We start from the raw sequence: 13,127 nt of genomic DNA, 5'->3' as shown, positions 1-13,127 counted from the left end.
GTCGCGGCAACGTGGTGGCGCGATCTGTCGTCCCACTCGCAGGACGACCCGAGAGGAGGCCGAGATGGCCGCAGGGACATGGGTGCGCCGCGGGGTGGCGCTGGCGATGACGGCGGGGCTGGTGCTGATCCCGGCGGGGCAGGGTTCGGCGGCGGTCCGGGTGCCGTGGTGCGGCAACGCCGACCTGAAGGCGAGCTTCACGATGGCCGGGGCGGCCGCCGGGACGTCGTACGGCCGGCTGCGGCTGAGGAACGTGTCCGACCACGCCTGCCGCACGGGCGGCTACGGCGGGTTGTCGTACGTCGGCGGCGGTGACGGCACCCAGATCGGCGCGGCGGCCGTGCGCGACCCGGGCACGGTGCGGGTGCACACGGTGCAGCCGGGTCGGCGGGTGGTCAGCCGGGTGCGGATGGTCGATGCCCAGAACTACCCGAAGAAGCGGTGCCGGCCTGCCCACGTCGACGGCTTCCGGGTCTATGTGCCCGACGCGACGCTGTCGCAGTACGTCGCCTTCCCGACGACCGGCTGCAAGAACCACCGGGTGCACGTGCTCGGGCACAAGCCCTACCACCGGCCCTGACCGAGGTCGACCCGGCAGAAGTTCATGAGGTTCTGCCGGGTCAACCCGAGGTTCTGCCGGGTCAACCTGGTGGCGAGGGGATTTCGGCACGGCGGCGGGCGGCTGAGACAATCTCGGGGTGAGCGCCACCCGTCCCGCGTCGACCGACGTGCTCGTCGTGGGCGCCGGCCCGGCGGGGTCCTCGGCGGCCGCCTGGGCGGCCCGTCTCGGGCTCGACGTGGTGCTCGTCGACGCCGCGGTGTTCCCGCGCGACAAGACCTGTGGTGACGGCCTCACTCCCCGAGCGATCGGGGAGCTGCAGCGGCTCGGGCTGGAGGACTGGCTGCGGGCTCACACGGTCAACCAGGGCCTTCGGGCCCATGGGTTCGGGCAGACCCTACTGCTGCCGTGGCCGGGTGGGTCCCTGCCCGACTGGGGGTCGGCCGTCGCGCGCACCGAGCTCGACGACCACCTGCGCACCACGGCGATCAAGAGTGGCGCGACCGCGTTGGACGGGGCCCGCGCGGTCGGCGTCCGGCTCGAGGGTGAGCGGGTGGCCGCGGTCGAGCTGGAGTCGGGGGGCGAGCGCTTCGAGATCGCCTGTCGCCGGCTGGTGGTGGCCGACGGCGTGCGATCGCCGCTCGGCAAGATGCTCGGGCGCGAATGGCACCGCGACACCGTCTACGGCGTCGCCGGGCGGTCCTACGTCGCCTCCGAGATGAGCGACGACCCGTGGATCAGCTCGCACCTCGAGCTGCGGGGGACCGAGGGCGAGATCCTGTCGGGCTACGGCTGGATCTTCCCGCTCGGCACCGGCGAGGTGAACCTCGGCGTCGGCACGCTGGCGACCGCGAAGCGACCGGCCAACGTCGCGCTGCGCCCCCTGATGCAGCACTACGCCGACCAGCGGCGCGAGGACTTCAAGCTCTCCGGTGACCTACGCGCGCCGACCTCCGCGCTGCTGCCGATGGGTGGCGCGGTGTCGGGGGTGGCCGGCCCCAACTGGGCGCTCATCGGCGACGCGGCCGCCTGCGTCAACCCGCTCAACGGCGAGGGCATCGACTACGGCCTGGAGACCGGCCGGTTCGTCGCCGAGCTGATGGCCGACGGTGAGCGCGACCTCGACTCGGTGTGGCCGGCGCTGCTCACCGAGCACTACGGCGAGGCGTTCTCGATCGCCCGCCGGCTGGCCGGCCTGGTGACCGTCCCCCGGCTGCTGCCGACGCTCGGCCCCGCCGGGATGCGCTCGGACTGGCTGATGACGCTCGCGCTGCGCTGGATGGGCAACCTGGTCACCGACGAGGACCGCGACCGCTCCGCCCGGGTCTGGCGGTGGGCCGGCCGGCGGTCGGTCCGCCTCGACGACCGGCCGCCGTTCTCCTAGCGGCCGTCTGCCACGCCCCACCGCCCCGTCTGCGACGCCTCACGCAGCCGTCTGCGACGCCTCGGCCTGAAGACGACGATGCTTGAGGAACGTGTTGATCGGGTCGACGATCCAGAGCAGCCGCTCGGCGATGGGCCGCCAGGCGAGGACGAGCGCCAGCGCGATGGCGACGCAGACGTTGATGGCGATGGCCAGCCAGGGGTGTGAGACCGGCAGGAGGTCGGCCCAGCCCTGGTACTCCAGCCAGCGGACCACGAACCCATGGCAGAGGTAGACCACGAGGCTGTAGCCGCCCATCTGGGTCAGGAAGCTGCGGCGTTGCGGGATCAGCGCGAGCACCGCGGCGGTCATCGCCAGGGCCACGCAGATCAGCCTGATCCTGATCCACACCCCTTCGCCGAAGGTCGCGCCCAGCGAGGCGTAGTCGGCGCGGAAGAAGAGGAACTGCGTGCTCCAGTAGCGGTCGGTGTACTTCGCCAGCCAGAACACGAGCGCGACGACGACCAGCGCGGGCGCCTTCGCCCGAGGTGAGCGCAGCAGCGCGAGGTGCTCCGGTCGCAGGTGCAGCCCGACCACGAAGAACGGCAGGAAGCCCATGAACCTGTTGAGGTCGAAGAGCTCCTGGTCGGTCAGGCCGGCGAGCAGGCTGACCGCGATCGAGATCGGGACCATCACCCAGTGCAGCTTGAGGATCGGAGTGACCAGCCGCCACATGGCGGTGACGATGAGGTACCACATCGGCCAGTGCGGGTTGGTCCAGATCTGGTCGAGCAGCGGCTCGCCGCCGGCCAGATGGCGCCACCAGACCATCAGCCACGAGAAGATGATGTAGGGCACGACCAGCGTCGTCAGCACCGACAGCAGATGCCGTCTGGTGTAGCGGAAGGACCGGGAGAGATAACCGGTCACCAGCACGAACGCGGGGATGTGGAAGTAGTAGATGAAGTCATAGACCCAGCTCTGCTGCCGGCTGGGCGGGCTCACGACGAGCAGGTGCCCGATGACCACGATGGTCACCAGCACCATCTTGACGTTGTCGAGCCACGGGTCGCGGCGCTTGGCCGGCGGCGGGCTCGCGGGAGTGGCGGTCATCACGCCCCACCCTGGCACGACGCGCGCGGCGCTGTCGCGCTCGCGGGCTGGTCGCCGACGGCTAGGTTGGCGGGGTGGCCAACCTTCCGCAGCGGCAGCGCGTGGCGGCGTACGCCGTGGTGATGCGCACCGCTGCCGACGGCACCGCGCGGGTGCTGCTGTCGAGGCTGGCTCCCAAGGTGTCGACCGACGAGCTGTGGACGCTGCCCGGCGGCGGGATCGACCACGGTGAGCATCCGCGTGACGCGCTGGTCCGCGAGGTCAAGGAGGAGACCGGGCTCGACGCGCTGGTCGGGGACACCGCGCACGTCTACTCCGCGCACGTCCCGACGTTGTGGCGCGAGGGCACCCGGCTCGACTACCAGGCGCTGCGGCTGGTGTTCGAGGCGTGGGTGGCGACCGACGCGCCCGAGCCGCGGGTGCTGGAGGTCAACGGCTCGACGATGGATGCGGCGTGGGTGCCGGTGGCCGAGGTGCTCGACGGGACGGTGCCGGTCACCTCCTTGGTCACCGAGGCGATGGCCGACCACGAGCCGTTCCGCCTGCAGCGGCTGGCGGCGTACGCCGTGATCCGGCGCGGCGGCGACGTGCTGCTGACCCGCATCTCCTCCCGCGGGCACCACGCCGGCAGCTGGACGCTGCCCGGCGGCGGTGTCGACCACGGCGAGTCGCCTACGGTGGCGCTCGAGCGCGAGGTGCTCGAGGAGTGCGGTCTGGAGTGCGAGGTGGGCGGGCTGCTGGGGGTGCACGACGTGCACTTCGCCGGCACCGCGCCCTCCGGGCGGCACGAGGACTTCCACGGCATCCACCTGCTCTTCGCGGCGACCGTCGCCGACGGCGCCGAGCCCCACGCGGCCGAGGTCGACGGCACCACCGACGCCGCAGCGTGGGTGCGGGTCGCCGACATCGAGGCCGGCCGGGTCGATGTGCTCGACGTGGTCCACGCGGCCCTGGCGCAGGGCGCCTGAGTCCGGTCAGTCGAGGTGCCGCAGCCTCGGCCAGAGGCTCTCCCAGGGCAGCCGCGGGTCGCGGCACACGGCGATCGGCTGGCCCTGCTCCTCGTTGTCGACGTCGACCTCGTTGTCGAGCCGCCCGACGACATCGCACCCGGCGAACAGGTCCTCGGCGTCAGGCAGCTGGCCGCCGACGAAGACCACGACGGTCGTGCCTTCGGGCGGCCGGGCCTGGTCGTAGAGCGCGTTGTGGGCGCTGAACACGGGCAGGTCGGTGAAGCGATCGACGGCGCCGGCCTCGCCGTAGTTGGAGGTGACCACGACGGCCGTCTGTCGCTCGGGAGGCGGCAGCGAGTCGACGGCGTCGCGCACCTGGCCGGCGTACGTCGGCCACCCGACGGTGTCGGCTGCCAGCTGGTTCATCGCCGGGACGGGGGTGTGGCCGACGACGCCGAGCGGCAGGAGGGGGAGCGAGATCGTCAGTGCCACGGCGGCGTTGACGGCGACCAGGGCATACCAGAAGGGGCGCTGCAGGCGATCGCCCAGCTCGGCGACCCCGGCCGCGAACAGCACCACGAGCAGGAACGTCGGGTAGTGCGGCTGGGCGCCGGAGACGAAGGTGAAGACCAGCAGCCCCAGGAAGGCCACCACGAGGAAGCGCAGCTCGCGACGGTGCCAGAGGTGTCGGAGGCCGGCGAGCCAGACCACGACCAGCGGCGGTCCCAGGACGATCGCGAGGAAGACCCACATGAAGACCCGGACCTCGCCCGCGTTGTGCTCCGAGAGGGCGGCTCCCATGGCCAGCTGGGGCCAGCCGTGGGTCGCCTGGTAGGCGAGGTTGGGCAGGGCGAGCGCCGCGGCGAGGAGGCCGGCGCCGAGGACGTGTGGCGATCGAAGGCGACGCCGCGGCCCCACGAGGACGAGTCCCACGGCGATCAGCACGAGGAGCATGCCGACGAGCAGCTTGGAGTACGACGCCACGCCGGCCACCGCGCCGGCCCACAGCCACAGGCGGGGTCGCTGGCGCAGCTCGGCGCGCACCACGAGGAGGGTGATCGTCGGCCAGACGAGAAGGTCGACCGTCGAGGTGAGCAGCACGTGGCCGAAGTCGAGCACCGCCGTGGTGCCGGCGTAGGCCCATGCTGCCCACGCCTGCGACCGCTCGGAGGCCCCGAGCTCCCGGGCGAGCGAGGCGACCACGACCACCGAGCCGGCCGCGCACAGGGTGGCCGGCAGCCGGAGCAGGAGCAGGTGGTCGCCGAGCAGCCGAGCGACCAGGGGGACCAGCGGCGGCTGGTCGACGTATCCCCAGGCCGGGCGGAGCATCCGGAAGTAGAGCTCGTCGCGGTGGTAGCCGTAGCGCGTGCTGGTCACCGTGAGCAGGACGGCGACCGCGGCGGCGGCGCCCAGGACCGAGCGGCGCGCGAACGGGGGCGGGGCCGACATGCTCCGCAGGATAGGTGGCGGGGCGGCGTTCCACGGTGAGGGACGTCACGCCCTCGCGCCGGTGTGCGTGCCTAGGGTCGCGACGTGCCCCAGGGTCTGCTGCTGGACATCGGCGTCGTGCTGCTCAAGTCGGCGTGGGAGATCGCCGACGAGTTCGAACGACTCAACGATCTGCCGCCGCGGACGGTTCCCGGCCGGGGGCCTTTCGACGGTGGCGAGGACCCGCGGTGGCAGCGGCACCTGGCCGGCGAGCTCACCGAGCGGGACTACTGGCTCGGCAACGCCGACGAGGCGGTCCGCAACGGCGCTCCCCTGCACGGGCACCCGCATCTGATGCGCGCGATGTTCCAGCAGCCCGGGATCGACCCTGCCCGGCCGGTCGGGGTCGAGCTGGCCCGGCGGGCCCAGGCGGCCGGCGTACGCACGGCGATCTTCACCAACGAGCTGATGGACTTCCAGGGTCGTGCCTGGGTCGAGGCCCAGGAGTGGTTCCCGCTGTTCGACGTGGTGTGGGACGCCACCGAGCAGGGGGTGCGCAAGCCCGATCCCGAGGCCTATCGGCTGGTGATCGAGGCGGTCGGACTGCCGGCGCCGGACCTGGTCTTCGTCGACGACAACCCGGCGTACGTCGAGGGCGCGGTCGCCGCCGGGATGCAGGGGGTCACCCTCGACGTGCTCCGGCCCGACGACGCCTTCGCGGAGGCGGCCAAGCTGCTGGGGCTGGACTGAGCGATCCCCGTCTGCGACGCCTCGGGCAGGATGGGGGCATGGCTGCGGGCGGATCTGGCGGAACCCGGCCCTCCGAGACCGTGTTCACCTATGGCTCGCCGGGGCTGAAGTTCGGGCCGGGGGCGGCCGAGGAGCTGGGGCACGACCTGCGGCAGCTGGGGGCGGGGCGGGTGCTGCTGGTCACCGACCCGGGGGTCCGGGCTGCCGGTCACCCCGACCGGATCGCCGACCGGCTCCGAGCCGACGGCCTCGAGGTGACGACGTACGACGGCGTGCACGTCGAGCCGACCGATGACTCGATGCGCGCGGCCGTGGAGTTCGCCCGCGACGCCGGGCCCTTCGACGCCCTGCTCGCCGTCGGCGGCGGGTCGTCGATCGACACCGCCAAGGCCGTCAACCTGCTGACCACCAACGACGGGGAGCTCGAGGACTACCTCAACGTGCCCGTCGGGCGGGGTCGGGCGCCGGAGCGTCCGCTGCTGCCGCTGGTGGCGGTGCCGACCACCACCGGCACCGGCAGCGAGAGCACCACCATCTGCGTCCTGGACGTGCTGAGCCTGCATGTCAAGACCGGGATCAGCCATGCCCGGCTGCGCCCGACGCTGGCCGTGGTCGACCCGCTGCTGACGCTCAGTCAGCCGGCCGGGGTCACTGCCGCCTCGGGGATGGACATCGTCTGTCACGCGCTGGAGAGCTACACCGCTCGCGACTACACCTGGTTCGACGCCAAGCAGCCGGAGGAGCGGGTGCCCTACTGCGGCGCCAACCCGATCTCGGACCTCTGGGCGGAGAGCGCGCTGCGCCACGTCGCCGAGTCGTTCCGTCGCGCGGTCACCGAGGGCGGCGACGGCGGCGCACGGGAGGGGATGGCGCTGGCGGCGACGTTCGCGGGGCTGGGGTTCGGCAACGCCGGCGTGCACATCCCGCATGCCGACGCCTACCCGATCGCGGGGCAGGTGCGCGACTTCCGGCCCGCGGGCTATCCCGGCGCCGAGCCGCTGGTGCCACACGGGATGGCGGTGGCGCTGACCGCGCCGGCGGCGTTCCGGTTCACCTACGAGTCCTCGCCCGAGCGGCACCTCACCGCGGCCCGGCTGCTGGACCCGACGGTCGCCGGCGCGGAGGGACCCGACGTGCTGCCCGGGGTGCTGGCCCGGCTGATGCGCGACGTCGGTGTCCCCCGCGGGCTGGCCGAGGTGGGGTACGCCGTCACGGACATCCCTGCGCTGGTGGACGGCGCGCTCAAGCAGCAGCGGCTGCTCGCGACGGCCCCACGGGAGGTGACGCCCGAGGCGCTCGCCGAGATCTTCGCGGCGTCGATGGAGAACTGGTGACCCGCAGGTGACCGGCCGGCCCGGCGCGCGCGCGACCTGGCCGGCGCGCTGCGCGCCGAGGGGATCGACGACGTCGACGACTCGCGCCTCGCCCGGGCGCTCTACTCGACCGACGCCTCGCTCTATCGGGTACTGCCGCAGGTCGTCGTGCGGCCGCGGCACCCCGACGAGATCGCGGCGACGCTGAGCGTGGCCCGGGCGGCGGGCGTGCCGGTGACCGCGCGCGGCGCCGGCACGTCCATCTCCGGCAACGCCGTCGGACCCGGCATCGTCCTCGACTGCTCCCGTCACCTCGACCGGGTCGTCGACCTCGACCCCGACCGTCGGGTGGCGGTCGTCGAGCCGGGCGTCGTGCACGCGTCGCTGCAGGGGCGGGCACTGCCGCACGGGCTGCGGTTCGGCCCCGACCCCTCCACCCACACCCGCTGCACGATCGGCGGCATGGTCGGCAACAACGCCTGCGGCTCGCGGGCCCTGGGCTACGGCCGCACCGCCGACAACGTGGAGGGGCTCACCGTGCTGCTGGGCACCGGGGAGACCGTGCGGCTGGGGTCCGAGCCGGGTCCGAGCCGGGCGGAGCGGGCGCTGGCCGCGCTCGTCGATGCCCACCTCGGCCGGGTGCGCACCCGCTTCGGGCGCTTCTCCCGTCAGGTCAGCGGCTACGCGATGGAGCAGCTGCTCCCCGAGCACGGCCGTCGCGCCGACCGTTTCCTGGTGGGGTCGGAGGGCACGCTCGGGCTGGTGCTGGACGCCACGGTGCGGCTGGTCGCCGACCCACCCGCCCGCTTGCTGGTGGTGCTCGGCTATCCGTCGATGGCCGACGCCGCCGACGCCGTGCCCGCGCTGCTGCCGCTGCATCCGGTGGCCTGCGAGGGGCTGGACGCCCGACTGGTCGACGTGGTGCTGGCCGCCGGGCGTGCGGTGCCCGAGCTGCCGCGGGGTGCGGGCTGGCTGTTCGTCGAGGTCACCGGCGAGTCACCGGAGCAGTGCGCCGCCGAGGCGGTCCGGGTGGTCGCGGCCGCGGGAGCGCTCGGCCATCGGGTCGTCGACGACCCGGGGGAGGCGGCGGCCCTGTGGCGGCTGCGGGAGGCCGGCGCCGGCCTCGCGGCCCGGAGCCTGGGCCGGCCGGCGTACTCCGGGTGGGAGGACGCGGCCGTCCCGCCCGACCGGCTGGGTGCCTGGCTGCGCCGCTTCGACGACCTGCTGGCCGAGCACGGGCTGGCGACGGTTCCCTACGGCCACTTCGGAGACGGCTGTGTGCACGCCCGCATCGACTTCCCGCTCGATGCCGACGACGGGCCCGTGCGGATGCGTGCCTTCGTGGTCGACGCGGCCCGTGCGCTGGCCGAGCACGGCGGCAGCCTGTCGGGGGAGCACGGCGACGGCAGGGCTCGTTCCGAGCTTCTCCCGTTGATGTACGACGACGAGTCGCTGCGCCTGTTCGCGGCCGCCAAGGCGATCTGCGACCCCGACGGGGTGCTGAACCCGGGGGTGCTCGTCGACCCCGCACCGCTCGACCTCGACGTCTGGCCCGCGCGGCCCCGCCGGGACCCGGTGACCGTGCTGCGACTCGCGGCCGATGCCGGCTCGCTCGCCGAGGCCGCGCACCGCTGCACCGGGGTCGGCGCGTGCGTGGCGAGCACCGGTGACGGCGTGATGTGCCCGTCGTTCCTCGCGACCCGGGAGCAGCAGGACAGCACCCGGGGCCGGGCCCGCGTGCTCCAGGAGGCGCTCGACGGGTCGCACGTCGAGGGGCTGGGTGACCCGGTGGTGCTCGAGGCACTCGACCTGTGCCTGGCCTGCAAGGGGTGTCGCCGGGACTGCCCGACCGGGGTGGACATGGCGACCTACAAGGCCGAGGTGCTGGCCCAGACCTACGCCCACCGACGCCGGCCGCGCAGCCACCGGACCCTGGGCGCGCTGCCACGCTGGCTGCGGCTGATCCGGCCCCTGGCTCCGGTGGCCGTCCCGCTGCTGCGGGTGCCCGGCGTCGCCCGGTCGGTGAAGGCGCTGGCCGGGGTGCACCCGGCGCGGAGGCTGCCCGCGCCTGCTCCACGCACCCTGCGGGCCCGGTCGTCCGCCGAGCCGGCGCGCCCCGACGTCTGGGTGTGGGCCGACACGGTCACCGACCAGCTGCGGCCGGGGCCGGCCCTGGCGGCCATCGAGGTGCTGGCCGCCGCCGGGCTCACCGCTCGGGTGCTGCCGGCGTCCGCCTGCTGTGGTCTCACCTGGTTCAGCACCGGCCAGCTCGACCGGGCCCGGTCGGTCGCCGAGCGGACCGTGGCCACCCTGGCGCCGTACGTCGACGACGGGACGCCGCTGCTCGGCCTCGAGCCGTCCTGCCTGGCCTCGCTGCGGTCCGACCTGGCCGAGCTGACCGACGACCCGCGGGCCGCGACGGTCTCCGCGGCGGCCGTCACCCTGGCGGAGCTGCTGACCCGCCACGACTGGACCCCTCCCGACCTGTCCGGCGTCACCGTGGTCGCGCAGCCGCACTGTCATCACGCGTCGGTCCTCGGGTGGGAGGCCGACGAGGCCCTGCTGCGCCGCGCCGGCGCCGACGTGGTCCGGGTGCCGGGCTGCTGTGGCCTCGCCGGGAGCTTCGGGATGGAGCGGGAGCACTACGACGTCTCCGTCGCGGTGGCCGAGACCCACCTGCTGCCGGCGGTCCGTGCCCACCCCGACGCGGTGGTGCTGGCCGACGGCTTCTCCTGCCACCACCAGCTCGACGACCTGGCCGGGGTGCCGTCGCGGGCGCTGGCCGAGCTGCTCGCCGGTAAACTGGGCCGGTGAACCCGCGCCATCGCCGACTCGTCGTGACGGTGGCCCTGGTGGCCCTGCTCCTGGTGGTGGTGCTGGGCTCGGTGCTCTCGTGACCGATCTCGACGACGCGCTGGCCGAGGTCCGCGCCCGGGTGCTCGACGCGGACCGGCTGGTCGGGGCGGTGGCCGCCGGACGGCGGCGCGGCGAGCAGCCTACCTGGCGTCGCGCCGAGCTGCGCTATGTCGACCTCAAGGCGGGCCGGCGCCTCCAGGTGACGACCTACGACGCCACCCAGGCGCACACCGCCAACCACGCCCCCGGCCCGGACGCGGTGGCTGCGGTCGACGCGCTGCTCGACGAGCCGTTCGGCAACTGGCGGGTGGAGACCACGGCGGAGGTGCTGCAGCTGCGGGTGACCAAGAAGGGCGCGGCGAGTGTCCACCTCGACGCGCGCGACGGTGCGGCGCCGCCGGAGCGACGCCACGACCGGGACAAGCCGCGGCTGATCGCCGAGGACGACCCGCTGCTGGTGGCGCTCGGCATCTCCACCGCGGAGGGCCGGGTGAAGGCGTCGCGCCGCGACAAGTACCACCAGGTGGAGGAGCTGGTCCGGCTCCTCGACGCGACGGTCTCCGAGGCGCTGGCCAAGGGCCACCTGCGCACCCCGAGCACCGACCAACCGTTGCGGGTCGCCGACCTGGGCTGCGGCAACGCCTACCTCACCTTCGCCGCCCACCGGCTGCTGGCCGGGCTGCGCGGGCTGCCCGTGACGCTGGTCGGCGTCGACACCAAGGAGCAGTCGCGTCGGCACAACGAGCAGGTGGCCAACAGGCTCGGGCTGTCTGCCGACCAGGCGCGCTTCGTCGTCGGCAGCATCGAGGAGGTCGAGCTCGACCCGGCACCCGACGTGGTCCTCGCGCTGCACGCCTGCGACACCGCCACCGACGACGCCCTGGCCCGCGCGGTCACGTGGGGGGCCCCGGTGATCCTGGCCGCGCCGTGCTGCCACCACGACCTCGCGGCCCAGCTGCGTGCGCGACCGGAGTCGGCGTCCTCGCTGCTGACCCGCGACGGCATCCTCCGTGAGCGCTTCGCCGACACCCTCACCGACGCGCTGCGGTCCGCGCTGCTGCGAGACACCGGCTATCGGGTCGACGTGGTGGAGTTCGTGGACAGCGCGCACACCCCTCGCAACACGTTGATCCGAGCCGTGCGGACCGGGGGGCGGTCACCGGCCGCTCGGGAGGAGTTCGAGACAATGGTGGGGGAGTGGGGCGTCCGGCCCCGGCTTGCCGACCTGCTGGGGGGACACAGATGAGGGTGACGGCGCGGCTGGCGGGTGCGCTGCTGCTGGGGGCGATGACCTGCGGCCTCGCGGCACCGGCGTACGCCGACCAGGAGGTGTTCCGCTGGCAGGACCCGGCGATCGCGGAGTCCAGCGGCCTGGTCGTCGTCGACGGCAGGTTCGTGACCGTCAACGACTCCGGCAACAGCGCCGACCTCTACGTCGTGGACCCGGCCACCGGCGAGGACGTCGACGTGGTCTCGTGGGCCAAGAACCAGGTCGACGTCGAGGCCCTGGCGCCCGGGCCGGACGACAGCGTGTGGGTCGGCGACATCGGCGACAACAACGCGGTGCGGAAGCGGATCACGGTGACGTCGGTGCCGCTCGACGGCTCGTCCCCGACGCGCTACGTGCTGCGCTACCCGGGCGGCACCCCCCACAACGCCGAGACGCTGATGGCGCACCCACAGACCGGACAGCTGTTCATCGTGACCAAGAGCCCCGAGGGCGGCGAGGTGTTCGCCGCCCCGGAGACGCTGGACGCCGGCCGGCCCAACGAGCTGACCTCGGTGGGGTCGGTCAACGGGTTGCTCACCGACGGCGCCTTCTGGCCCGACGGCGAGCACGTGCTGCTGCGGGGCTACGGTCGCGCGTTCCTCTACACCTTCCCCGAGCTGAAGATCCTCGGCAGCTGGGCGCTGCCCAGCCAGCCGCAGGGTGAGGCGATCGCGGTGACACCCGACGAGCAGATCTACCTCTCCTCCGAGGGGGTGGGCACGCCGGTCTGGCAGGTCGACCTACCCGAGGACCTGGCGGAGAAGATGGCCGGCGAGTCGTCGACGAGCCCCTCGACGAGCCCCTCGCCGTCGGAGTCGCAGAGCGCCGAGCCGTCGCCGTCGGACACCGCGAGTCCCGAGCCCGACACCATCACCGACCTCGAGACCGCCGACGTCGGCGGGGTCTCGCTGGGGGCGGTGCTCGGCGTCGCCGGGATCGCGGTCGGAGTCATCGGGGGCGGCGTGTGGTGGTGGCGCCAACGGTCGCGAGGCGACGGCCGATGACCCGGGTGACCGCGGTCCAAGGTGACCTCACCCAGCAGCAGGTCGACGCGGTGGTCAACGCCGCCAACCGGGCGATGCGTGGTGGCGGCGGAGTCGACGGCGCCCTCCATCGCGCGGGCGGCCCCGCGGTGCTGCTGGACTGCCGCCGCCGGTTCCCCCACGGGCTCGCGACCGGGGACGCCGGCTGGACGACGGCCGGCGACCTGCCGGCACGCTGGGTGATCCACGTGGTCGGCCCCAACCACCACCGTGGTGAGACCGACCGGACGCTGCTGACCTCCTGCTACGCGCGGGCGCTGGCCGTGGCCGACGAGCTGGGTGCCCGCACGGTGGCCTTCCCGCTGGTCTCGGCCGGCGCCTACGGCTGGCCGAAGGACGACGCCGTGGCCGCCGCCGTCGACACCCTGCGCGACACGGTCAGCCAGGTCGAGGAGGCCCGGATCGTTGCCTTCGACCGGTCGACGTACGAGCTGGTGGCGGCGCGGCTGGGGGTTTGAAGGGGCGACGTTTGTGCACAAACG

General features: G+C 73.8%; 11 protein-coding genes. 9 read left to right on the top strand and 2 right to left on the bottom strand.

The annotated features are described in order from the left end of the window. Nucleotides 1–64: 64 nt before the first annotated feature. Together R2740_RS15465 and R2740_RS15460 are read left to right on the top strand one after the other, a co-directional pair. On the top strand, nt 65–580 hold the full coding sequence (locus R2740_RS15465; protein ID WP_371303590.1) for a DUF4232 domain-containing protein: 516 nt from the start codon (nt 65–67) through the stop codon (nt 578–580). 118 nt (nt 581–698) lie between these two features. Further along, a complete protein-coding gene (locus tag R2740_RS15460; protein WP_371303589.1) occupies nt 699–1,943 on the top strand; it encodes a geranylgeranyl reductase family protein in 1,245 nt (414 codons plus the stop codon). A 39-nt stretch (nt 1,944–1,982) separates the two neighbouring features. Here the strand turns inward: R2740_RS15460 and R2740_RS15455 are convergent, their stop codons facing one another. Beyond that, nucleotides 1,983–3,035, bottom strand: coding sequence for an acyltransferase family protein (locus R2740_RS15455; protein ID WP_371303588.1), 1,053 nt, complete (start codon nt 3,033–3,035; stop codon nt 1,983–1,985). A 74-nt stretch (nt 3,036–3,109) separates the two neighbouring features. Between R2740_RS15455 and R2740_RS15450 the strand changes: the two genes are divergently transcribed. Continuing rightward, nucleotides 3,110–4,003, top strand: coding sequence for an NUDIX domain-containing protein (locus tag R2740_RS15450; RefSeq protein WP_371303587.1), 894 nt, complete (start codon nt 3,110–3,112; stop codon nt 4,001–4,003). A gap of 6 nt (nt 4,004–4,009) precedes the next feature. On the opposite strand, the gene R2740_RS15445 is transcribed toward R2740_RS15450, so the two are convergent. Further along, nucleotides 4,010–5,434, bottom strand: a complete 1,425-nt coding sequence (locus R2740_RS15445) for an ArnT family glycosyltransferase (RefSeq protein WP_371303586.1) — start codon at nt 5,432–5,434, stop codon at nt 4,010–4,012. A gap of 84 nt (nt 5,435–5,518) precedes the next feature. Between R2740_RS15445 and R2740_RS15440 the strand changes: the two genes are divergently transcribed. The 6 genes from R2740_RS15440 (at nt 5,519) to R2740_RS15415 (ending at nt 13,103) form a co-directional block, all read left to right on the top strand. Continuing rightward, on the top strand, nt 5,519–6,163 hold the full coding sequence (locus R2740_RS15440) for an HAD-IA family hydrolase (RefSeq protein ID WP_371303585.1): 645 nt from the start codon (nt 5,519–5,521) through the stop codon (nt 6,161–6,163). 38 nt (nt 6,164–6,201) lie between these two features. Beyond that, on the top strand, nt 6,202–7,497 hold the full coding sequence (locus tag R2740_RS15435; protein ID WP_371303584.1) for a hydroxyacid-oxoacid transhydrogenase: 1,296 nt from the start codon (nt 6,202–6,204) through the stop codon (nt 7,495–7,497). Nucleotides 7,498–7,533: 36 nt separating this feature from the next. Then, complete coding sequence (locus R2740_RS15430) at nt 7,534–10,290, top strand: FAD-binding and (Fe-S)-binding domain-containing protein (RefSeq protein WP_371303660.1); 2,757 nt, start codon at nt 7,534–7,536, stop codon at nt 10,288–10,290. 79 nt (nt 10,291–10,369) lie between these two features. Then, nucleotides 10,370–11,578, top strand: coding sequence for an SAM-dependent methyltransferase (locus R2740_RS15425; RefSeq protein ID WP_371303583.1), 1,209 nt, complete (start codon nt 10,370–10,372; stop codon nt 11,576–11,578). After that, nucleotides 11,575–12,606, top strand: coding sequence for a hypothetical protein (locus tag R2740_RS15420; protein ID WP_371303582.1), 1,032 nt, complete (start codon nt 11,575–11,577; stop codon nt 12,604–12,606). Before R2740_RS15425 ends, R2740_RS15420 begins: the two co-directional genes overlap by 4 nt. After that, nucleotides 12,603–13,103 carry an O-acetyl-ADP-ribose deacetylase gene (locus R2740_RS15415; protein ID WP_371303581.1) on the top strand — a complete coding sequence of 167 codons (501 nt, stop codon included), beginning with the start codon at nt 12,603–12,605 and terminating at the stop codon, nt 13,101–13,103. Before R2740_RS15420 ends, R2740_RS15415 begins: the two co-directional genes overlap by 4 nt. Nucleotides 13,104–13,127: the final 24 nt, after the last annotated feature.

Source organism: Nocardioides sp. (assembly GCF_041393715.1).
In the GTDB taxonomy this organism is placed as follows: Bacteria; Actinomycetota; Actinomycetes; order Propionibacteriales; family Nocardioidaceae; genus Nocardioides.
Note: the sequence above shows the minus strand (reverse complement) of the source record. Positions and strands in the feature narration are given on the sequence as shown.

What these genes read in the sequence shown, in the direction of transcription:
- R2740_RS15465 (WP_371303590.1), top strand. Translation starts at nt 65, where the DNA reads ATGGCCGCAGGGACATGGGTGCGCCGCGGGGTGGCGCTGGCGATGACG.
- R2740_RS15455 (WP_371303588.1), bottom strand. Translation starts at nt 3,035, where the DNA reads ATGACCGCCACTCCCGCGAGCCCGCCGCCGGCCAAGCGCCGCGACCCG.
- R2740_RS15445 (WP_371303586.1), bottom strand. Translation starts at nt 5,434, where the DNA reads ATGTCGGCCCCGCCCCCGTTCGCGCGCCGCTCGGTCCTGGGCGCCGCC.
- R2740_RS15435 (WP_371303584.1), top strand. Translation starts at nt 6,202, where the DNA reads ATGGCTGCGGGCGGATCTGGCGGAACCCGGCCCTCCGAGACCGTGTTC.
- R2740_RS15420 (WP_371303582.1), top strand. Translation starts at nt 11,575, where the DNA reads ATGAGGGTGACGGCGCGGCTGGCGGGTGCGCTGCTGCTGGGGGCGATG.
- R2740_RS15415 (WP_371303581.1), top strand. Translation starts at nt 12,603, where the DNA reads ATGACCCGGGTGACCGCGGTCCAAGGTGACCTCACCCAGCAGCAGGTC.